Source organism: Umezawaea sp. (assembly GCF_057122925.1).
Map to the genome: position 1 here is coordinate 82637 of NZ_DBNGPQ010000048.1, position 22062 is coordinate 104698.

19 protein-coding genes are annotated in these 22062 nt (G+C 71.7%); 13 read left to right on the forward strand and 6 right to left on the reverse strand.

The window, feature by feature from the left end; genetic code table 11:
• Positions 1–28: 28 nt before the first annotated feature.
• The 6 genes from AC156L_RS10290 to AC156L_RS10315 are packed head-to-tail and all read right to left on the reverse strand — an operon-like array spanning position 29 to position 5511.
• The gene (locus AC156L_RS10290) at positions 29–826 is read right to left on the reverse strand and encodes an energy-coupling factor ABC transporter ATP-binding protein (protein ID WP_330874278.1); all 798 of its coding nucleotides are present in this window, start codon (positions 824–826) and stop codon (positions 29–31) included.
• A 35-nt stretch (positions 827–861) separates the two neighbouring features.
• Positions 862–1722 carry an energy-coupling factor ABC transporter ATP-binding protein gene (locus tag AC156L_RS10295; protein WP_330874279.1) on the reverse strand — a complete coding sequence of 287 codons (861 nt, stop codon included), beginning with the start codon at positions 1720–1722 and terminating at the stop codon, positions 862–864.
• Positions 1719–2495: an energy-coupling factor transporter transmembrane component T family protein gene (locus AC156L_RS10300; protein WP_330874280.1), complete on the reverse strand. Its 777-nt coding sequence runs from the start codon at positions 2493–2495 to the stop codon at positions 1719–1721. The genes AC156L_RS10295 and AC156L_RS10300 overlap by 4 nt, the downstream gene beginning before the upstream one ends.
• Positions 2492–3322 (reverse strand): hypothetical protein, encoded by an 831-nt coding sequence (locus tag AC156L_RS10305; RefSeq protein ID WP_330874281.1) that lies wholly within the window; start codon positions 3320–3322, stop codon positions 2492–2494. Before AC156L_RS10305 ends, AC156L_RS10300 begins: the two co-directional genes overlap by 4 nt.
• Positions 3323–3356: 34 nt before the next feature.
• Positions 3357–4262 (reverse strand): phytanoyl-CoA dioxygenase family protein, encoded by a 906-nt coding sequence (locus tag AC156L_RS10310; RefSeq protein ID WP_330874282.1) that lies wholly within the window; start codon positions 4260–4262, stop codon positions 3357–3359.
• Between the two features lie 37 nt (positions 4263–4299).
• Entirely contained in the window at positions 4300–5511 is a 1212-nt protein-coding gene (locus AC156L_RS10315; RefSeq protein WP_330874283.1) for an ATP-grasp domain-containing protein, read from the reverse strand.
• Between the two features lie 631 nt (positions 5512–6142).
• Between AC156L_RS10315 and AC156L_RS10320 the strand changes: the two genes are divergently transcribed.
• The 13 genes from AC156L_RS10320 (at position 6143) to AC156L_RS10380 (ending at position 21990) form a co-directional block, all read left to right on the forward strand.
• Entirely contained in the window at positions 6143–7141 is a 999-nt protein-coding gene (locus tag AC156L_RS10320) for a thymidylate synthase (RefSeq protein WP_330874284.1), read from the forward strand.
• A gap of 66 nt (positions 7142–7207) precedes the next feature.
• Positions 7208–9088 carry a B12-binding domain-containing radical SAM protein gene (locus tag AC156L_RS10325; RefSeq protein ID WP_330874285.1) on the forward strand — a complete coding sequence of 627 codons (1881 nt, stop codon included), beginning with the start codon at positions 7208–7210 and terminating at the stop codon, positions 9086–9088.
• 49 nt (positions 9089–9137) lie between these two features.
• Positions 9138–9836 (forward strand): class I SAM-dependent methyltransferase, encoded by a 699-nt coding sequence (locus AC156L_RS10330; protein WP_330874286.1) that lies wholly within the window; start codon positions 9138–9140, stop codon positions 9834–9836.
• Positions 9836–10396, forward strand: coding sequence for a P-loop NTPase family protein (locus AC156L_RS10335; RefSeq protein WP_330874287.1), 561 nt, complete (start codon positions 9836–9838; stop codon positions 10394–10396). The genes AC156L_RS10330 and AC156L_RS10335 overlap by 1 nt, the downstream gene beginning before the upstream one ends.
• Positions 10397–10760: 364 nt before the next feature.
• Positions 10761–12794, forward strand: a complete 2034-nt coding sequence (locus AC156L_RS10340) for a GNAT family N-acetyltransferase (RefSeq protein ID WP_330874288.1) — start codon at positions 10761–10763, stop codon at positions 12792–12794.
• Positions 12791–13921 (forward strand): GNAT family N-acetyltransferase, encoded by a 1131-nt coding sequence (locus AC156L_RS10345; RefSeq protein ID WP_330874289.1) that lies wholly within the window; start codon positions 12791–12793, stop codon positions 13919–13921. The genes AC156L_RS10340 and AC156L_RS10345 overlap by 4 nt, the downstream gene beginning before the upstream one ends.
• Positions 13922–14022: 101 nt before the next feature.
• Positions 14023–15321 (forward strand): TldD/PmbA family protein, encoded by a 1299-nt coding sequence (locus AC156L_RS10350; protein WP_330874290.1) that lies wholly within the window; start codon positions 14023–14025, stop codon positions 15319–15321.
• Positions 15318–16997 carry a metallopeptidase TldD-related protein gene (locus tag AC156L_RS10355; protein WP_330874291.1) on the forward strand — a complete coding sequence of 560 codons (1680 nt, stop codon included), beginning with the start codon at positions 15318–15320 and terminating at the stop codon, positions 16995–16997. The genes AC156L_RS10350 and AC156L_RS10355 overlap by 4 nt, the downstream gene beginning before the upstream one ends.
• Before the next feature lie 19 nt (positions 16998–17016).
• A complete protein-coding gene (locus AC156L_RS10360) occupies positions 17017–18267 on the forward strand; it encodes an MFS transporter (RefSeq protein WP_330874292.1) in 1251 nt (416 codons plus the stop codon).
• Positions 18268–18514: 247 nt separating this feature from the next.
• Entirely contained in the window at positions 18515–19165 is a 651-nt protein-coding gene (locus AC156L_RS10365; RefSeq protein WP_330874293.1) for an ABC transporter permease, read from the forward strand.
• Positions 19155–20258 (forward strand): ABC transporter ATP-binding protein, encoded by a 1104-nt coding sequence (locus AC156L_RS10370; RefSeq protein WP_330874294.1) that lies wholly within the window; start codon positions 19155–19157, stop codon positions 20256–20258. The genes AC156L_RS10365 and AC156L_RS10370 overlap by 11 nt, the downstream gene beginning before the upstream one ends.
• On the forward strand, positions 20255–21010 hold the full coding sequence (locus AC156L_RS10375) for an ABC transporter permease (protein WP_330874295.1): 756 nt from the start codon (positions 20255–20257) through the stop codon (positions 21008–21010). The genes AC156L_RS10370 and AC156L_RS10375 overlap by 4 nt, the downstream gene beginning before the upstream one ends.
• Positions 21007–21990 carry a glycine betaine ABC transporter substrate-binding protein gene (locus AC156L_RS10380; protein ID WP_330874296.1) on the forward strand — a complete coding sequence of 328 codons (984 nt, stop codon included), beginning with the start codon at positions 21007–21009 and terminating at the stop codon, positions 21988–21990. The genes AC156L_RS10375 and AC156L_RS10380 overlap by 4 nt, the downstream gene beginning before the upstream one ends.
• The last annotated feature ends 72 nt before the right edge of the window (positions 21991–22062 follow it).

A 22062-nucleotide genomic window follows, 5' to 3' on the forward strand; every position in this document is an offset into this window, starting at 1 on the left:
CCCACCCGCCGAACCGGTTCTCGGGCGGTCAGCCTCGGGTCACGGCCAGGTGGTCCACGAAACCGTCGACCGTGGTCACCTGCTCCGACCAGCCGAGTTCGCGGCCCAACCGCACCACCTGCGGCAGGCGGGCGACGCGGTCGCCCGCGAACACCTCGGCCGGTGTGCCGTCCTCGACGATCCTGCCGTCCGCGACCAGCACGACGCGGTCGAAGTTCTCCACGCAGAAGTCCATGTCGTGCGTGATCGCGATGACCGTGCGACCCCTCAGGGAGAGGTCGGCGATGATCGTGGCGAGCGCGTCCAGCGCGACGGAGTCCTGCCCCGTGGTCGGTTCGTCGAGCACGACGACGGGGGTGTCCATCGCGAGCACGCCCGCGATGGCGACCATCTTCCGCTGGGCCAGCGAGAGGTGGTGGGGGTGGGCGTCGGCGAGATCGGTGAGCCCGGTCGACTCCAGGGCCCGCTCGACCAGGTGGCGCGCGTGCTCGGGCGGGAACCCGAGGTTGCGCGGTCCGAAGTGGACCTCGGCGGACACGGTCTTGGCGTGCAACTGGTCGTTCGGGTTCTGGAACACGAACCCGACCTTGGCCGCCAGCACCGCGATCGGGTGCTCCGCGGTGTCGAGGTCACCGACGAGCACCCGGCCGGACGTGGGCTTGACCATGCCGTTGAAGTGCTGGGCCAGCGTGGTCTTGCCCGCGCCGTTCGGCCCGATGACCGCGACCCGCTCGCCCTGCCGCACGACGAGCGACACGTCGTCGAGCGCCGTCACGCGCTCGTCGTAGCGGAACGTCAGCGACTCGACGCGAATGTCCGACCGCACGGTGGAAACCTCCTGGGAGTGCCCTGGCAGAACGGTCACGGCGTGTGCTCCACCGACAGGCCCGCACCGAAGCCGCGCACGGCCTCGGGCAGCAGCACGGGCAGCGGGAGGGATTCCGGCCACAGGCCGCGTTCGGCGGCGCGACGGGCGGCGCGGGTGTAGCGGGTGCTCGACACGCCGAGATCCGGCAGGAGTTCGTCGGTGAACACGTCGTGCGGGGACCCGTCGAGCACGAGCGACCCGTGCGAGAGCACGAGGACCCGGTCCGCCAACTCGGCGAGCTGCTCGATCCGGTGCTCCACGAGCACGATGGTGATCCCGTTGCGCCGCAACGCGTCGAGCGCTCCGAAGACCAGTGTGGCGCTGGCCGGGTCGAGCTGCGACGTGGGCTCGTCGAGCACCACCACCCGAGGCCGCATGACGAGCACCGACCCGATCGCCACCAACTGCTGCTGGCCACCGGACAGGGCGAACGGCGAGCGGTCCGCGAGGTGCTCGATCCTCAGGTCCTCCAGCACCTGCTCGATGCGGCGGACCATCTCGGCCCGGTCCACACCGAGGTTCTCCAGCCCGAAGGCCAGTTCCTCGCGCACGGTGAACTTCGCCCCGGACATCTGGTTGAACGGGTTCTGCACCACCAGGCCGACCTCGGTGACCAGGTCCGCCAGCGGGGTGGTCGCGACCGGCCGCCCGCCCACCCGAACCTCACCGGAGAGCCGACCGCCCGACACGTGCGGGATCATGCCCGCGACCGCGCTCGCCAGCGTGGACTTGCCCGAGCCGCTGGCCCCGACGACCCCGCACACCTGGCCCGCGGGGATGGCGAAGCTGACCGGACCGAGCGCGTCCTCGGCGGTGGTCGGGTAGGCGTACGAGACGTTCTCGAACTCGATCATCGCACCACTCCGAGGACGTTGACGACGATGGCGGTGACGGCTGCCGCGCCCATCAGCAGCCGGGCCCACCGCTGGGCGGAGGAGTCGGCGACCGCGACCAGCGACGTGCGGCGGGTCGTGGAACCGAACGCGCGGGCCTCCATGGCGACCGCCCGCTCCTCCAGGTCGGCCAGCGACCCCAGCAGCAGCGGCCCGACCAGCGGCAGCAGCGCGCGCACCCGACGCCGCAGGCCCGTGGTGTCGAGACCTCTGGCCTGCTGGGCGCGCAGCACGTTCTGCGCCCTGGCGCGGAACGCGGGCACGATCTGGAGCGTCGCCGAGATGACGTAGCTGGTGTTGGGTGACATGCCCCGCTCGACCATGGCGCTCATCAGCACTCCGGGGTGCGTGGTGAGCAGGAGGAACAGGAACGAGCCGAGCATCACGACCAGCCGCAGCGACGTCTGCGCGGCGAACAGCAGGCCCTCGGACGTCACCGTGGCCGGGCCGAACTCCGCGAGGACGGTCGTGCCCTCCGGGAAGAACAGGCCCTGGAGCAGGAAGATGACCAGCACGACCGGCGCGGAGAAGAGGAGCAGCAGCCGCGCGTACGGCCGCTGGACCCCCGCGACGAGGACGGCGGGCACCAGCACCACCAGCAGGAGCACGAGCGGCGCCCACACCACGGGGATGGCGAACGCCGTGGTCGTGACGGCCAGCGCCATGACCAGCTTGGTGGTCGGGTTCAGCCGGTGCACCGGCGAGGCGCCGGACTGGAAGAACATCGTGGTCATCGGACCGCCTCCGCTCGCACGGGCGGCACCGCGGCGGGCCGGTCGATGCCGAACACCGAGTGCTCCCGCACGAACGAGAACCGCTGGCGCAGCCTCGGCGGCAGCGCCACGAGCACGCTGTAGGCGATCAGGCACGACACGACCTTGTCGAGCGGGTCGGCGATGAGACCCTGGATGCTCGCGGCCTCCAGCATGCTGTTGCCGTACACCTGGAGCGTCGCGATGAACGCGGACTGGCCGAGCGAGCCTCCCGCGTTGCCGAACACGAACGCCGTGATCGGCGCGGACACCACCCCGGCCACGACGCCGATCAGCACGCCCGCGAGGACCACCGTCGGCACGCGGCGGAACAGCCCGAACCGCGCGAAGGTGCCCGCGAGCAGGCCGATCGTGGCCGCGGTGACGGCGTAGGGCAGCGAGCCGGGGTTGATCGTCATCCCGACCGTGATGCTCGACAGCGCTCCCGCCGCCGCTCCCGCCGCGGGCCCGGCGAGCACCGCGACCAGCACGGTGCCGATGGAGTCGAGGTGCACCGGCAGCCCGCTGATCCGCACGAGCTGGCCGATGACGATGTTGATGGTGATCGCGACGGGGAACAGCGTCACCGTGGACGTGGTCAGCTTCGACATCGCGCCGCTGATGATCAGCACGGAGCCGAGCAGGTAGCCGACGAGCGCCAGCAGCGCGGCGGAACCGCCGACGCCGTGCGGCGAGGTCGGCCGGGTCGCGATCAGGTAGGCGTAGGTGATGATCACGACCGCCGCGCCCGCGGCGATGCGCGCCCACGGTGGTAACCGGGTGAGGAGGGTGAACCGCGGAGCGGTCATCGAGGGCCTGCTTTCCGGGGAGTTCGGGGCGGAGTCAGGCCTGCCACAGCACCGGGCAGAACTCGGGGTCGGCGTAGTCCGGGTCGCCGTTCGCGGTCTTGCGGACGAGTTCGTCGTGCTTGTAAGGGGTCTGCCTGCTGTCCGTGGCCAGCCGGTGGTCGCGGTAGGCGTTCGCGCCGTCCTGCATGTGCAGGGAGATCGCGCGCCTCGGCCGGTCGGTGAGGTTGGCCGCGCTGCCGTGGTAGAGCCGGCAGTGGTGGAACGTCATGTGCCCCTTGGGGATCGTCATCGGGAGCTTGACGACCTCGGCGGCGTTGCGCCGCGACGTCTCCAGCAGCAGGTGCTCGCGCTCGTGGTCACCGGGCACCGCGGCGTAGCCGTTCCTGCTGTCCCAGCCCCGGAACTCGTTCCACCGGTGGCTGCCGTCGACCATCGTGATGGTGCCGATGGACTCGTCGCAGTCGTGGAACGGGATGAACGCCGTGATCATGTCCTCGGAGCTGGACGAGGCCCAGTAGTACTTGTCGAAGTGCCAGGGCACGATGTTGGACTTCTCGTCCGGCTGCGGCGGCTTGTACAGCAGGGTCGCCTGGAACAGCCGGATGAGGTCCACGCCCGCCAGTCGGGCCGCCGTCGCGGCGATCACCGGCTTGCGCAGGATCGCGCCGATGGTGTCGTTCTCGTAGTGGATGTAGTCGTTGTTGCGCTGGATGTCGCCGTCCTCCGGCGTCCAGTACGAGATCTTCGACGGGTGCATGGGCAGCTCGCGGTCGCGCTTGCCCGCGTAGTAGTCCTCGCTGGCCTCGACGAGCGCGTCGGTCTCGTCGTCGGTGAGCAGCTTCGGGGAGAGGTACCAGCCGTGCTCGGCGTAGAACCGGACGTCCTCGTCGGACGGCAGCAGCTCCAGGTCGCGTGCGGACAGGATCGCGTTGTCTGGCACGGGTTTTCCTTTCACGGGTCGCGCCTGGCCGGCGAGGTCACGCGTCGGCGGGCGCGGTGGTGACGCGCAGGAGTTCGCGCACGGTCTTGAGCGTCTGCTCGCGGTCCTCCGGTGACGGGGCGTCGACCAGGACGAAGCCCGCGCGCTGGTCGGACGAGCGCAGCGGCGCGACGACGTCGCCGACCGACACCGCGAGACCGGCGCGGGTGACCATCGGGTGGGCCTTGACCTCGTCGAGGCCCGAGATGTCGACGACCGTGCCCGGCGCGCAGATCGGGAACCAGGCGGCCGCGTAGGACACCGGCTCGGGGGAAGCGGGCAGTTCCGGCGGCACGCCCATCGCGAGCTGCACGGCGGCGCGGTACGGGTCGAAGCGGTAGGACGCCGCGACGAGGTCGAGGATGAAGTCGCCGGGGGTCCGCACGGCGACCTCCATGATCGCCGGACCCCGCTCGGTGAGCCGGAACTCCAGGTGCACGAGCCCGGTGCGCACACCCGCGCTCCGCACGACGCCCTCGGTCAGCTCGCGGACGGCGCGCTCGGTCTCCGGGTCGTCGAACCGGTGGCCCGCGCGGTGCGCGACCTCCACGAAGCGGGGTGGACCGGTGGTCTCCTTCGCCGTGATGTTGCCGAACAGGACCTCGCCGTCGCGGGTGAAGCCCTCCCAGCTGAACTCGGGCCCCTCGACGGCCTGCTCCACGAGCAGGCGCTCGGTCCGCCGCGCCGCGAGGACCGCGCGCAGCTCGTCCACGCCGGACACGAGCTGGACGCCCGTGCTGCCGAAGGAGGAGAACGGCTTCACGACCACGGGCAGTCTCGGTCGTGCCCACTCGACGGCCCGGTCGTGGCCAGCCACGACGTGGAACTCCGGCTGCGGCAGGCCGTTCGCCGCGAAGCAGGCGCGTTGCAGCGCCTTGTTCCTGGACAGGGTCGAGGCGTGCAGGGACGGGCCGGGGAGGCCGAGGCGGTCGCCGACCACGGCCGCGCCGAGGACGTGCGGCTCGGAGAACGCCAGCACACCGTCCACCGGCGACGCCGCGGCGACCGCGTACCCGCCGACGGCCCACAGCTCGTCGACCGCCCAGCCGTCCTGGCCGAGGTCCGGCACCCGGTGCACCTCGACACCGTCGGGCACCTCCCCCGACCACGCCTCGGTCTCGACGACGTGGACCCCGAACCCGAGGTCGCGCGCGGCCTCCAGGTACGGGCGGCCCATGAAACCGACACCGACGAGCGCAAGCCGCTTCACTGGTTACCCGCCTTCACGCAAAGAGCACCAACAGCACATCCCCAGACGGCACGAGCATCAGCGCCGGATATTTTCGAAGCTAGCACCGCCGCATTCCAGCGGCAAGCAGATATCGGTCCGGACCCGCTCCGGGACCACTCGCCGCTCGGCCACCGGGGAGGCGAGCAACACGATCCCTCACACCCACCACACAGAAGACCAGCCAAACCAGCTACCCATGACGTTCACTCGAATGGAGTAACTATTCACGAAGTCAAGCGACTATGAGCACAGAATGCTACCAATGTCTCTTCCATCCCTCTTTCGAGGGATACCCCCAGCTCAGGGCCGGTCTGAGGGGCCACACCAGACCAGTTGCACCGGATTGGAATCGCCGGTAGTGTCGGGTCTTGATCGGCGGCTACGAGCGTTGTCCTGGGGACACTGGATCCAACGCTCCGAAGAACTGATTCGCGGTGTGACTGGGGAAGTATCGCACAGCGGCGCACTTTTTCGTGCGCACGAAAGAGTCGATTAGCAGTCGACGCTCCATAATCATCAGCCCGCCCAGCAGGGTGGGCCCAATCGGTGTGCCTAAATATTGTTTCACCGCCCTTCGCTCGCTCACACCAAGGTTTCGAAGAGGAGAACCGTGTCTGAATACGACTCTTTCGCGGACGCGTACGCGGCCGGTCTGCGCGACGTCCTGGTCGACGGCTCGCACGTCCCGTCGGTGCGCGACCCGCTGTCCAAGGCATCGGACTTCGGGACGAAGGACCGCCCCTACCGCGAGGTGATCGCGCACTCCTTCCGCGTTCGAGACCCCCAGCAGTCCCTCGCCGTCAGCTCGGCGCTCCCGGTGAACCTGCCGTACTGCTTCGGGCTCCTCGCCTGGTCCCTGGACGGCCGCAACGACGTCGACACCCCGGCGTACTACCGGCGCGGGGCGCACGAGTACTCCGACGACCAGCACACCCTCAGCGGCGCGTTCGGCCACCGGCTGCTGTCGTCGGCCGCGGGCGGCGACCAGTTGGAGGCGATCATCGGCCGGATCCGCAAGGATCCCGCGCACCGCAGGGCGTTCGGCCTCGTGCTCGACCCCTCGGACAACTTCCGGGAGTCGCGGGAGTACCCGTGCGCGGTGGGCGTGCAGCTCTTCCTTCGCGACGGCGCGCTCACGTGGCTCACCGTGATGCGCGCGCAGCAGGCGCTCACCGTCCTGCCCTACGACGCGTTCCTCTTCCTGCTCATGCACCAGTGGGCCGCGGCGCTGCTGGGCGTGCCCTGCGGGCCGTACATCCACCAGTCGGGCACGTTCCACTTCTACGACAACGAGATCGACCTCGCGCGGAAGGTCGTCGAGGCCCCCGTGACGTCGGCGCAGCTACCCGCCCTGCCTGACAGCCCCGAGGAGGCCCGCGAGGCCGTCGCGGAGCTGATCGCACTGGAGCGGACGCTGCGCGAGGCCGGGGTGGCGGGCAACACCGCCGCCGTCGACGAGATCGCCTCGACCAAGGCGTCGACCGACTTCACCGACGTGGTGCGCGCGTGCCTGGCCACGCAGGCCTACCGCAAGCTCGGCGACGCGGAGACCCGTGTCGACTCGCCCGCGGCGTCCCCCGAGGTGGGCGGGCTGATCGCGGCCGTCTGACCGCTCCCCGCCCTTTCCGAGGAGGAGTTCGTCGAACTGCAAGGGGGACCACACGTGGACGTCTCGGTGCGCGACACCCTGAAACCGGACCGAACACCACCCATCGACGGCGACGACCGCCTCACCCGGCTCGTCGAGGACAGACGAGCGCGGTTCGCCGCGGTTCAGCACGCGGGCGGCGACCAGGACGCCGTCTACCGCTTCCCCGTCATGGCGGCGCTCGTGCCCGTCGCGACCAACCGCGGGGGTGAGGTCGCCTACCCCGGCGACCCGATGTGCCTGTACTCCGCGCTCATCAGCACGATCCTGCGTTCCGTGGAGCGCAGGGCGTCCGGGCTGCCCGCGGTCCCGCACGTCGACGACGTGTACCCGGACTGGGGCCTCTACCCGGACGCGCACTACCGCTTGGCCGAGTCCGGCCCGCGGACCGGGTTGATCGTCGACAACCCGACGACCGACGGGAAGGTCTTCGACCCGCGGATCTGGGACGAGGCCGCGCGGGACCTCTTCGTCGAGCAGTTGCGCACGCTGCGCCCGAAGGTCGTGATGCTCAGCGCGGTGTCCGCCGCGCACCGGTACGCGCTGGAGATGGCGGAGCTGGCCAAGGAGCACGTGCCGGACTGCCTGGTCGTGCTGGGCGGCAGGCACGCGGACGAGACGGTCCGGGTCGACCGGGGCTCCGGTCTCGTCCAGCTGTCGTGGAGCAGCACGGTCGAGGTCGTGCGCGACGGCAGGGCCGACGGCGACGTCGACTTCGTCGTGGCGGGCGACGGCGCTCCGCTGCTGGACCTGCTGATGCGGGCCATCGGCCTGGTGGCCGAGCCGGGTTTCGGTCCGACCGACGTCGACCGGGTGATGGACGCGCTGCGGCTGATCGGCGAGCGGCACGAGGACCTCGCCGGGGTGGGGCGCGTCGTGGGCTTCGGCCGCGACGTCGTCATCCAGCCGGTCGAGGGCCGGGCGCTGAGCAGGTCCGAGCTGCCCTCGCCCTACGACGCGTTCTCAGTTCGGGCGCGCTTCGGCGTGTTCGACCGGGCGGGGTCGTCGATCCACGGCAGCCGGACCGGCCACATGATGACCCTCGACTCCTGCCCGTTCAAGTGCACCTTCTGCTCGGAGAGCAGCGCGGTGAAGGGCACGCCCACCCGGTTCGCGATCACCGAGACGCAGGAGGTCGCCGCCAGGGTCCAGCGGTTGGTGGACTGGGGCGCCGAGGCCGTGTTCTTCGACGACCCGGTGTTCTGGGGCGGCAACTGGACGGCCATCACGGCGTTCTGCCGCGACCTGCTCGCGCAGGCCGACCAGCCGTGCGCGGGCCACCTCCCCGGAGACCCGGAGCACCGGTCCCTGCGGGACCTGGAGTGGGGCGCGCAGCTGACGGTCGACGTCGTGCTGAACCGGGCCAGGTGGGCCGAGGTCGGCGCGGGGCTCGACCTGATGCGCGAGGCGGGGTGCTCCTACGTCTACATCGGCATCGAGAGCATGGCCGAACCGGTGATGAAGCACGTCAAGAAGAACCTGCTGCGCCGCAACCCCGAGCCGTGGGTCGGCAAGGTCAGGGAGGCGCTGGAGAAGATCAGGTCGCACGGCATCCGCGTCGGCAGCTCCGTCCTGTTCGGACTGGACGGCGAGGACCGCACGACGATGGAGGAGACCATCGAGCAGATCGGCAGGCTCATCGACGACGACCTGCTGATCATGGCCAGCCCGAACATCCTCACCTACCACCCCGGCACGTCGGTGTCCGAAGAGCACGGCCAGGACAAGCTCGACTACCACTCCCGCAAGGAGAACCGTCCCCCGTACACGTACTTCGAGGAGGCGTACCCGGAGGTGGTCTCCAAGTTGTTGGCGGAGGACGACATCTGGTACATCCACGAGACGGCCGCCAAGAGGTGGGGCACGGTGCGCAACAGCGCGGCCGAGGGAGCGGGCGTCGCCGACTGAGCGCCGACCGCACGACAGCATCCGACAGCCGCCCAGGAAGAGGAACACCATGCTGGAACCGACGTTGAACCCGCCGCTCGCGGTGGACCCGAAGAGCTACTGGGCTCCGTACTTCACCTACTTCCCCGCGCTGTCGCGGTACATCCCGCTGGGCGACTACGCCAAGCGGGTCCGCCCGAGGGCGTGCGTGCTGGGCGCCTCGGACGGCAAGTTCGCGCTGCCGCTGCTGCGCGCGGGCTGGGAGGTCGTCGGGGTGGAGACCGACGAGACGTTCCTCGACGGCGGTGTGCTCGACCTCGTCGACGGCCCGCACGAGATCGTCGGCCTGCGCAAGCGGCTGGCGGACGAGGGCCTGGAGGACCGCTGCACGATCGTCGAGCAGGACTACATGACGCTCGACGCGGCGGGCGACTTCCAGTTCGTCATGGGCAGCGGCCTGTGGTCGATGCCGCCCAACCGCAAGCACACCCTCCAGGCGCTGTTCGACCACGCGATGGGCATGGTGGCGCCGGGTGGGGTGTTCTTCGCCGACTACCTCGTCGGGTTGACGCCCGAGGACCAGGCGTGCGGCTACTACCCCGGTGTCGAGGAGATGGGCGGCATCGTCGCGCGCGACGGGTGGGAGCTGTTCGAGAACGTCGACCTCGGCATCTACGGCGAGAGCCACGTGGGGTTGGAGGAATGGCACTACCACCGCTACGCGGCCGTGATCGCGCACCGGTTCCCCGCTCCCCCGGCCGCAGGGTGATGTCGGGCTCCGCACCGTGCCGGGTCTGGGTGCTCGGCGGTTCCGCGAGTGGCAAGACCACGTTCGCGCGGGAGTTCTCGGCCGCGGCCGGGGCCCGGCACGTGGAGCTGGACCGGCTGTACTGGCAGGAGAACTGGACCCCGAAGGAGGACGCCGCGTTCCGCGAGGAGCTGGGCGTCCTCCTGCGGGAGCCGCGCTGGGTCGTGGACGGGCAGTACGCGGCGGCGGTCGACGACTTCGTGGCCGAGGCGGACTGCGTGGTCTGGCTCGACACGCCGCTGCGCGTGGCGTGGCCGAGGCTGCTGCGGCGCACCGTCACCAGGCTGGTGCGCAGGCAGGACCTGTGGGCGGGCAACCGCGAGTCCTTCACCAGCGTCGTGGGGCCCAGGTCGATCCTCTGGTTCGCGCTGCGCCTGCGGAAGCCGCAGCAGGAGGCGAACCAGCGGTTGTTCGACCGCCTGCGCCCCGGTGGCGCCGTGCTGGTGCGCAGCCGGACAGGTGACCCGGCCGCGCTCGCACGCGGTCTGGCGAACGGGGTGGGGTCGAGTGACCACGGCTGATCTCAAGCCGGTGCCCGGCTCTGCGCTGGCGGCCGACCCGGCGGTGACGGCAGACCCAGCGGTGACGGCGGATGCGGCAGCCACGGAAGTCACGGTGGATCCGGCTGTGGCAGCGGACACGGCGGTCACGGCAGACCCGACGGACGTGGCAGGTCCGGCGGCCACCGCAAACCCGACGGACCCGGCGGTCACGGCAGATCGGACAGACGCGGCGGTCACGGTGGATCCGGCAAAACCGGCAGTGGCGCCGGATGCGCCGGTCACCACAGACCCAGCGGTCACGGCGAGCGCGGCAATCGCGGCGGACGCAGCCGCGAGGACAGCCCCGGCGGCGGCAAACCCGGCAGACGCGGCAAACCCGACAGTGAAGGCGGTCACCGCGGACACGGCGGCCACCGCAGGCCCGGCGGCCCCGGCGCTGGTCGTGACGGACCTGGACGGCACGCTGCTGCGCTCGGACGGTTCGCTGTCCGGGCGGTCGGTTGCGGCGCTGGTGTCGGTGGCTGAGGCGGGTCTGCGGGTCGTGTTCGCGACGGCCAGGCCGGTGTGGGCCGCCGTGGGTGTCGTGCAGGCCGCACGATCGGGTGACTTCCTGATCTCGTCCAACGGTGCCGTGGTGTCCGAGGTGGCGTCCGGTCGGGTCGTGCGCACCACGGCGATGTCCGCCGAGGTGGCGGGGGCGGTCGTGGCCGCCCTCGCCGCGCGGTGCCCGGAGGCGGTGTGGGCGGTGGATCGGGTCGCTGACCGGATCGTGTCTCCCGCCTGGCCGAACGTGCTGGCCAGCACCTCCGCGCGGCTGTCCCGCGCCGACCGGGTGCCGCCGGGCGCGGGAGTGCTCTGCCTGATGGTCGTCGGCTGTCCCCGCGAGCTGGGGCACGAGGTCGCCCGCGAGTTCGGGGTCGGCTGCACGTCGTCGAGCGCGGGTCTGCTGGAGTTCTCGGCGCCGGGGGCGGACAAGAGGTCCGCCCTGCTCTGGGTGCTCGACCGCCTCGGGCTGTCCGCCGAGCGGGTCGTGGCCTACGGCGACGCGCCGAACGACCTGGCCCTGCTCGGGGTGGCGGGTACGGCGGTCGCCGTCGCCAACGCGGACGCGGCCGTGCTGCTGGCGGCGGACGCGGTGGTCGCGTCGAACGACGAGGACGGCGTCGCGCGGCACCTGGAAGAGTTGACGCGGCAGACCGGACCCCGCCGCACACCAGAAGGGCAATCGATGATCCTCTCCGCCTACGACTCCGCCGCCGAGGTCCCCGCGACCGAGTGGGACTCGCTGCGGGACCGGGCCACCACCTACTCGGCGTCCGGCTGGCTCGGCGTCCGCGAGGAGGAGCTGCCGGGCAGCGGGGTCGGCCGCCACCTGGTCGCGCGGGACGCCACCGGCGCGGCGGCGGGTCTGGAGACCTACGCGTTCACCGAGCCGCCGCACCGGCTGTACGCCCCCACGTTCCTGTTGGAGGGCCTGGTCGACGAGGACCGGGCCGTCGCCTACGAGCGCGAGCCGTTCGTCTTCGGCGCGGGCTGGTCGGAGTTCCGCGGCCAGGTCCCGGTGCGCCCCGGCCTGCCCGCGGCCGACCGGGCGTCCGCCGTCGGCGCGCTGGCGGCGGACACCCTGGCCTGGGCCGCCGATCGGAACGCGCACCTGCTGTCCTACCTGTACCTCCCGCTGGAGGAGGCGCTCGACGTGGCCCGCGCCCACGCCGACGCCGAGCCGGTGGTGGTGCTCCAGGACGTCGAGAACGTGCTGAGGACCGACTGGGCCGACTTCGCCGACTACCTGGCCTGGCTGCCCCGCAACCGCAGGACGCGGGTGCGCCGCGAGCTGCGCGACTTCCAGGAGAGCGGCCGGAAGGTGCGCGAGTGCGCGCTGGCCGAGGTGGTCGACGTGATCGCCCCGCTGAACAACGCCCTCATGCAGAAGTACGGCCACACCTGGTACAGCCTGGAGCGCGCGCTCGCCGTGTACGACCGGCAGGCGCGGCACCTCTCGGCGGACAGCTCCGTGCTGCTCGTCGAGGACGAGGGCAGGCCCGCGGCGTTCGCGCTGCGCTACCGCCGTGACGACCGGCTGTACTCCAGGGTCGTGGGGTTCGACTACGACCTGCCCAACCGGTCGGACTACTTCAACATCCTGATGTACGACGCGGTCCGCACCGGTGCCGAGCGCGGGATCGCGGAGATCAACCTGGGTGTGGGCACGTACGAGGCGAAGCTGGGGCGCGGTGCCCTGCCGGTGCCGCTGTACAGCGTGTTCGTCGGGGTGCGGGAGCCGCTGCCGGTCACGGCGCGGGCGGTCGAGGAGCACAACCGGCGCAAGGTCACCGCGTTCGCCGAGGAGTTCGGCCGGTTCGTGGTGGGCGGGCTGGACGCCGAGGCGTGGATGCCGGAGAGGGGAAGCGAGTGACGGTCCGGGTGCTGGGGAGCCTGGAGGGGGTCGACGCGCGGGCGTGGGACTCGCTGGTGCGTCCGCTCGGGTTCTACGCGAGCTACGACTGGCTGCGGTCGCAGGAGCGGTCGGCGGCGGCCACGGTGACGTACGTCCTCGTGGAGGAGGACGGCGAGCTGGTGGCGGCGACGCCGGTGTACGAGTTCGCGGCGTTCGCCGAGCCCGCCCCGCCCGCCTCGGCGGGGGCGGCCGGCCTGCTGCGGGCGGGGCCGCGCACCGGCTACCACAACCAGCTCCTCGTGCGCGCCGAGAACGAGCCCGCGGCGGGTGAGCAGGCCGCGCTGCTGGTGGGCGCGCTCGCGGACCTCGCGGTCGAACGCGGACGTGAGGCGGTGCTGTTCGACCACCTGACGACGGCGGACCTGGCCCTGCTGGACTGCGGCTTCGAGGCGCGGGGCGAGCTGCGCGGCGCGGAAGGCGTGGTGCACAACGACGGGGGGACGTTCGAGTCCTACGTCCGGCTGCTCGGGCGCAACGCGCGCAAGAAGGAGTACGAGTGGCGGCGCTTCGCCGACGCGGGCTTCCGGGTCGACGTGGTGCGGCTGTCGGAGTGCGTGGACGAGGTCGTGCCACTGATCGCGAGCACGGGCGACCGGTACGGCTCCGGGCTGCCGGAGGAGGAGATCCGCCGGTACCTGGGTGAGCAGGCGCGGTGCGCCGACGACGCGAGCGCGGTGTTCCGCTGCTTCGACGCCGACGGGGCGCTCGTCGGGTGCTCGGTGTGCTTCCGCTGGCAGGACACCCTGTACGCGCGGGTGGCCGGGTTCGACTACGCGAGGCTGCGGGACGCGTTCGAGTACTTCAACACCGTGTACTACGAGCCGCTGCGGTACATGGAGGCGAACGGGCTGCGCACCCTGCACCTGGGGGTGGCCTCGCTGGAGGCGAAGGTGCGCCGGGGGGCGGCGCTGCACCCGCAGTGGGCGTGCGCGATCCCGGTGCCGCTGACGCCGGGGGTGCTGCGGGCGCACGACCCGGCCGCCGACCGCGCGCTCGCCGACTCGATCGCGGAGGGGGCGAAGAGCGGCATGGGCGACCACGAGTGGTCGGCCGACGCGTTCGGCAAGGCCACCCGGCCGAGCTGACCACAGCGGACCGCTCCGCCACCGCCGACCTGACCGCGAGGCGGGTTCGGCGGGGCGGACCGCGGACCTGACCACGACGACCGTTCTCGGGGGGACGAGGAATGCCAGCAGGGACCGACACCGACGCGCTGCGGGACGAGTTGCGGCGCGCCACCAGCGGGTCGTGCCGTCACGCCGACGCGTTCGTCGAGCGGTACGCCCACATCGCGCTGCGCCACGTGGGCGGGCGGACGGCCGACCTGATGACGACCCGGCGCGCGGGCACGTCCGTGCGGCGCGTCGACGGGGACGGCGTGGCGTACCAGGCTGACGACGACCCGGCTCGGGTGCTGGAGGTGCTGGGGGCCGAGCAGGCCGCCTTCGACCTGTCCGCCGGGCACGCGCACCTCGACGACCTGGTGCTCGCGGTCGAGGAGGCGGCTCGTTCCGCGGACCCGCGGATCACCCAGGTCCTCGTCGACGCCGAGCTGAGCGCGCAGCAGATCGCCGTGGTCGGTGTCGACGAGGTGCGCCGCGACCAGCGGAGCCTGCTGTACCTGACGATCCGGGTCATCGCGGAGGAGAACGGCAGGCGCGCCACGGGTTTCCTCACACCGGGCACGTCCGCCGCCGACCTGTCGCTCGACGCGGCGGCGGCGGGCAGGGCGGCGGCCGACCGCGCGCTCATCGCACTGGCCGCGCGGCCCGCCCCGGTGGCGCACCTGCCGGTCGTGGTCGGGCCGGGGCGGGGCATGGTGCTGGTGCACGAGGCGTGCTGCCACCCGCTGGAAGCCGACGAGGTGCTGCGCGGCTCCGTGTACGCGGACCGGTTGGGAGAGCGGATCGCCGCGCCAGGGGTGTCCATCGTGGACGATCCGACGCTGGCCGGCGCGGTGGGGTCGTACGGGGTCGACGACGACGGGACCGCGGCGCGGCCCACCACCCTCGTGGACGACGGGACGCTCGCGTCGTTCCTCAGCGACCGGGTGACGTCCGAGCGGCTGGGGCTGCCCATCACGCCGAACGGGAGGCGGGACGGGTTCCACCACCGGCCCATCCCCCGGATGACGAACACCCGCGTGCTGGCGGGCGGCGTGACGCCGGAGGACATCATCGCCGACACGCGCTTCGGGCTGTACGCGCCGCACGTCGGCGGTGGCGAGGTGCTGGAGTCGACCGGCGACTTCGTGTTCCGGGTGATGAACGGGTACCTGATCGAGAACGGGAGGATCACCGACCCCATCGGGGAGACCACGGTGCGCGGCAACGGTGCCGAGGTGCTGCGGTCCATCGACGCGGTCGGTGACGACGTGGAGCTGGGTGTGGCGAAGTGCGGCAAGTTCGGGCAGCTGATCCCGGTCGGCGTGTGCGGGCCGACGCTGCGGATCGGTTCCCTGCTGGTGGGAGGGACGGACGCGTGAGGCTCGACGACGCGGTGATCGACGACTACCTGCGGGCGGCGGCCCGGCACGGCGCGACGGCCGAGGTGCGGCTGCGGGTCGACGAGCGGGAGGAGCTGGTCGTCCACTCCGGACTGGTGGACTCCACGTCGACCGTGCGGGCGGGAACGGTGACCGTGCGGCTGTGGCGGGACGGCCGGACAGCGCTCGCCGTCGTGCCGCGCACGGCCGACGCCGAGTCCGTGGTCGCGGACGCGCTGGCGAACTCCTACGAGGCCGCACCGCGGCAGGTCACGGCGGCGGGGGGAACGGGAAGCGGTGGAACGGGAAGCGGTGGAACAGGAGGCGGTGGAACGGGAGGCGGTGGGCAGAGCGGTTCGCCCATGGCCGCACCACCCGCGACGAACGCCGACGACACCACGCCGGGGCAGGACTCGACGGCTGAGACCGACCACACCACACTGAGGCAAGACCCCGCGGCTGGGACCGACGACACCACACCGGAGCAAGACTCAACGGCTGAGACCGACCACACCACACCGGGGCAAGACCCCGCGGCTGGGACCAACCACACCACACCGGAGCAAGACTCGACGGCAGAGACCGACCACACCACACCGGGGCAAGACCCCGCGGCTGGGACCAACCACACCACACCGAGGCAGGACCCCGCGGCTGGAAACGACCACACCACGCCGGAGCAGGTCGCGGTGGGTGGGCCTGGCGGTGGTGGGCGGAGTGCCAGTCGGTCGCTTGCGGAGTTGCGGGCGGAGGCGGCGGCGCTCACCTCCGCTGGCGACGTGCTGACGGAGCTGTGGATCAACCAGGTCAGCCGGTCGGTGGTCGTCGCGAGCACCGGAGGTGGCCGCCGTGGGTACCGGACCAGTTCCGGGTCGTTGCTGTACCGCGCTACCCGTGACGCGGCCGGTCGGAGGACGCACGTCGACCGGGAGGACATCGGGCCGGACGCCGCGTTCCTGCTCGGGCGGCTGCCCGCGCTGGTCGCCGGGCGGTGCGGTGCCGTGTTGCGCGCCCCCACGACGACGTCCGCTCCGCCCTCGGCCGTTGTGCTCGACGGGGCCGTGGCGGCGCGGTTGGTGTTCCTGTTCGCGCGGAGCCTGTGCGCGGACTCGGTGGCGCAGGGGCGCAGCAGGCTCGCCGGCCTGGTGGGGACGCGGATCCTGTCGGCGTCGTTGACGCTGGTGGACGATCCGCTCGCGCGGGACGCGCCGCTGCACGCGCCGTTCGACGACGAGGGCACGCCGACGGCTCGGCGCGTGCTGGTGGACCGGGGTGTGCTGACCGGTTTCCTCGGCAGCCGCGAGCACGCGTCGCCGGTGGCGGGCAACGCGTGGCAGGAAGGTCCGTCCGTGCCGCCCCGGCCGATGCCGGGGAACCTGTGGATCGAACCGGGGTCCGGGGCGGCCGTGCCGGACGGCGCGTTCCTGAGGGTGGTGCAGGCGTACGGGATGCACCTGTCGAACGACATCACCGGCGACTTCTCGATGGGGGTGACCGCGCTGGTGGAGCAGGGTGGCGAGGTGTGCTCGGCCGAGGGGCTCACGGTGGCGGGCAACGTGTTCGCGATGCTGGAGCGCGCGCACCCGCTGGCCACCGAGCTGACCTGGTCGGGTGGCGGGTCGTCGTACTGCGCCTCGCCGGACCTGCTCGTCGAGGGCCTCACCGTGGGCGTCTGAACCGTTGGGGGAGAAGCACGTGTCGGGTTCTCTGTGGCGCAACAGCGACTTCGTGAAGATGTGGACGGGCGAGTCGGTGTCGCTGTTCGGCACCTACATCACGCAGCTCGCCTTCCCGCTGACGGCGATCCTCGCGCTCGACGCGACGGCGTCCGAGGTGGGGTTCATCAACGCCGCGAGGTTCGCGCCGTTCCTGCTGATCCCGCTGTTCGCGGGGGTGTGGGTCGACCGCCACCGCCGCAAGCCGGTGCTGCTCGCGGCCCGCGCGGGCTGTGCGGTGGCGCTGTGCGCGGTGCCGCTGGCGCAGACGTCGGGTCTGCTCAGCATCGCCCTGATGTGCGTGATCGCGTTCGTGATCGGCTCGCTGGGCGTGGTCGACCAGATCGCCTACCAGGCATTCGTGCCGTCCGTGGTGCCGAAGGACCAGCTCGTGCGGGCCAACAGCGGGTTCATGGGCAGCGAGTCCGTCGCTTCCGTCGCGGGTCCCGGTGTGGCCGGTCTGCTGATCGCCGCGATCACCGCGCCGGTGGCGCTGCTGGTGAACGCGGCGTCGTTCGTGTTCTCGACGGTGATGCTGCTGTTCGTGCGGGCGGAGGAGGAGAAGCCCGCCCCGCCGGACGGCGACAAGCGGGTGTTCGCGCAGATCCTGCTGGGGATGCGCCTGACGTTGGGCAACCGCGTGCTGGTGTCGCTGATCGGCTGGTCGGGGACCTACAACTTCTTCCACTCCGGCGCGTTCACGCTCGTCGTGATCTTCCTCGTGGACGAGCTGGGCGTGGGTGCGGGGTCGGTGGGCGTGGTGTTCGCCGTCGGCGGTGTCGGCGCGCTGCTCGGCGCGGTCGCGGCCCGCCGGGCGGGCGACCGGTGGGGTGTCGGCCGCACGATGGTGGGCGCGATGGCCGTGGCCGCCGCACCGTGGCTGCTGGTCGCGTTCGCCCACGACGCCCTCACCGGTGTCCTGGTGTTCGGTGCCGTGCTGTTCGTCAACGGGCTCGGCGAGACCGCGTCGAACATCCACTCGCTGAGCCTGCGCCAGAGCGTCATCCCGCCGGAGCTGCTCGGCACCGTGATGGGCGGGATGCGCTTCCTGATCTGGGGCCTCATCCCCGTCGGCTCGCTGCTGGGCGGCGTGCTGGGCACGGCGATCGGGCTCCGCCCGGCCCTGCTCCTGTGCGCCGCGGGCATGATCGCCGCCTGCGCCTGGCCGCTGGCGACGAAGCTGTTCCGGATCCGCTCGGCGGAGGACGTGACCCTCACGCTGACCCGGTGATCACCCCGTTCGGCTCCGCCAAAGGAGACGGGATCGGTGTGTCCACTGTGGCCTCGGTGAAGAAGTCGTTTCACCTCCTCTGACCTGCGTTGTTCGTGACCCGCCGAGCAATCTCCACTGTGGATCACCGGAGGTTTCTGGTACGAAGGTTCCCGTCGGAGCCGTTCGGGAGCAGACCCGGGAAGTCCGGGAACTCGTGTTCGGGTTGGTGCGGATGCGGGTACCACCTCCGGGGAAGAGGGGCACCATGAGCTTCTGGGACTTCGTGGCCGACCGGTGGAGCAGGCTCGCGGGTGAGGCGCTGCTGCACGTCAGCGCCGTCGTGCAGTGCACGGTCCTGGCCGCCCTCATCGGTGTGGGCCTGGGGGTCGCGGTGTACCGCAGCCCCGCTGGGTCGGCGGTCGCGACCGCGTTGACCAGCGCCGTCCTCACCATCCCCTCGTTCGCGCTGCTCGGTCTGCTGATCCCGGTCCTCGGCCTCGGCGCACCGCCGACGGTGGTGGCGCTGGTGCTGTACGGGCTCCTCCCCATCGTGCGCAACACGATCGTCGGGCTGGTCGGCGTGGACGCCTCCGTCCGCGACGCCGCCCGCGGCATCGGGATGAGCCGCCTCGGCGTGCTGACCAGGGTGGAGCTGCGCCTGGCGTGGCCCGCGATCCTCGCGGGGATGCGCGTCTCGACCCAGATGCTGATGGGCATCGCCGCCATCGCCGCCTACGCACGGGGGCCCGGCCTCGGCGTGGAGATCTTCGCCGGGCTGACCAGGGCGGGCAGTGCCAACGCCACCAACCAGGCGGTCGCCGGGACCGTCGGCATCGTCGTCCTCGCGCTGGTCCTGGACGGGGTCTTCGCGCTGATCGGCCGCTACACCACCTCCAGGGGGATCCGTGGCCAGTGAGATCGAACTCGTCGACGTGACCAAGCGGTACCCCGGTGCCGACCAGCCCGCGGTGGACTCGGTCAGCATGACCATCCCCGCGGGCGAGATCGTGGTGTTCGTCGGTCCCTCGGGCTGCGGCAAGACCACCACCATGCGGATGATCAACCGGCTGATCGAGCCCACGTCTGGCCGGATCACCATCGACGGCGAGGACACGCTGTCGCTCGACCCCGACCGGCTGCGCCGCGGCATCGGCTACGCCATCCAGCAGGCCGGGCTGTTCCCGCACCTCACCGTCGGGCAGAACGTCGGCATGGTGCCGGGGCTGCTGGGCTGGAAGAAGTCGAAGTCCGCCGACCGGGTCGACGAGATGCTCGACCTGGTCGGGCTGGACCCGGCCGACTTCCGAGACCGCTTCCCCCGGCAACTGTCGGGAGGGCAGCAGCAGCGCGTCGGCGTGGCCAGGGCGCTCGCCGCGGATCCGCCGGTGCTGCTCATGGACGAGCCGTTCGGGGCCGTCGACCCGATCACCCGCGGCAACCTCCAGGACGAGCTGATGAGGTTGCAGGCCGAGCTGCGCAAGACCATCGTCTTCGTCACCCACGACTTCGGCGAGGCCGTCAAGCTCGGCGACCGGATCGCCGTGCTGGGCCAGCAGTCGCGGATCCTCCAGTACGACACGCCCGAGCAGATCCTGGCCAACCCCGCCGACGACACCGTCGCCGGGTTCGTCGGCGCGGGCGCGTCGCTCAAGCAGCTGACGCTGCTGCGGGTGCGGGAGGTGGAGCTGAGCAAGGCGATCACCGCGACGACGGCCGACGACCCCGCCGAGATCGTCCGCAGGCTCGCGGCGGCGAAGCGCGAGTTCGCCCTGCTGCTGGACGCGCGCGGCCGTCCGACCGGGTGGGTGCACGCCCGCACGCCGTCCAAGCCGGTGCCCGTCGGCGACTCCGTGACGCTCCAGTCGACGTTGCAGGACGCGCTGGAGGCGATCCTCACCGAGGGCGGCGCCGCGGTCGTCACCGGTGCCAGGGGCGAGTACGTCGGGCTCGTGGAGATCGACACCGTGATGAGCACGGTGAAGCGGCTGCGCGAGGAGGCGGGCGCGTGACGGCCGCCCTCGCGCGGGAGCGGAGGTCGGAGCGGCTCCGGCTGCTGGTGCAGCCCGTCGCGGTGCTCCTGCTGGTGCTCGGCGTGCTGGTGTGGGCGTTCTCCCAGGACCTCGACTCGATCGAGCGGCAGAGCCTCAACGCCTCGGCGCTGCTGTCGGCGACGTGGGACCACCTGGTGATCAGCTTCGTGGTGACCGCGCTCGTGCTCGTGGTCGCGGTGCCGCTGGGCGTCCTGCTGACCCGCCGGTGGGCCCGCCGCGTCGCACCGCTGTTCCTCGGCATCGCGACGATCGGCCAGGCCTCCCCCGCGATCGGCGTCCTGGTGCTGTTCTTCCTGGCGACCGGGATGGAGGGCCTGTGGGCGGCGGTGCTGCCGATCGCCTTCTACACGCTGCTCCCGGTGCTGCGCAACACGGTGGTCGGCCTCCAGGGCGTCGACCCGGCGCTGGTCGACGCGGGCCGGGGCATCGGCATGTCCTCGGGCGCGGTGCTGCGCCGGATCGAGCTGCCGCTGGCGGTTCCGCTGATCCTGGCGGGCCTGCGCACGGCGCTCGTGCTCGCGGTCGGCGTGGCCACGCTCGCGGTGTTCGTCAACGGCGGCGGCCTCGGACTGCTGATCGACACCGGCTACAAGCTCGCCCGGTTCCCGGTGCTGATCACCGGCGCCGTGCTGGCCGTCGGGCTGGCGCTGCTGGTGGACTGGCTCGGCGCCGTCGCCGAGGCCTACCTGGGACCGAAGGGGCTGCGATGAAGAGGACCGTGCGCCGTCTGGCCGCGCTGGCCGCCGCGACCGGGCTGCTCGCGTCCGGCTGCGGCCTGGAGACCTCGTTCGCGCTGCCGTTCGACGTGGCGCCCGGCTCGATCCAGCGGGTGCCGGAACTCGACGGTCTCGGCGTCGCGGTGGGGTCCAAGGACTTCACCGAGAACCAGGTGCTCGGCTACATCGCCGAGGTCGCGCTCGCCGCCGCGGGCGCCGAGGTGCGGGACATGACCAACATCCAGGGGTCGAACAGCTCGCGCCAGGCCCTGCTGACGGGTGACATCGACCTGTCCTGGGACTACACCGGTACGGGGTGGATCAGCTACCTGGGCAACACCGAGCCCATCCCGGACGAGAAGGCCCAGTTCGAGGCGGTCCGCGACGCCGACCTCGCGGCGAACGGCCTGCGCTGGCTGGACTACTCGGCGGTCAACAACACCTACGCCTTCGCCGTCACCAAGGACTTCGCGCGGGCCAACAACCTCACGACGACCTCGGACATGGCCGCGCTGGTGCGCGACTCCCCCGACAAAGCCGTGTTCTGCCTGGAGACGGAGTTCATCAGCCGCAACGACGGTTTCCCCGGCGTGGCGGCGGCCTACGGGTTCGACGCGAAGACCGCGCAGGTCAAGACCTTCGGCACCGGCACGATCTACACCGCGACCGCGGACGGCCTGTGCAACTTCGGCGAGGTGTTCACCACCGACGGCCGCATCCTGGCGCTGGACCTGGTGGTGCTGGAGGACGACAAGAAGTTCTTCCCGCAGTACAACGCCTCCGTCGTGCTGCGCTCGGACTTCGACACCGCCCACCCGCAGGTGCGGGAGATCATGGCGCCGATCGTGGCGAAGCTCGACAACGACACCATCCGCGGCCTCAACGCCGAGGTCGACGTCGACGGCCGCGACCCGGCGGTGGTCGCCCGCGACTGGATGGTCCGCGAGGGCTTCGTGTCCCTGCCACCGGCCTGACCTCGCCGGGAGCGTCCGTCCGATGTGGATGCCGACGCTCCCGGAGGACGCGCCGCGAGCCGCTCGTCCCCC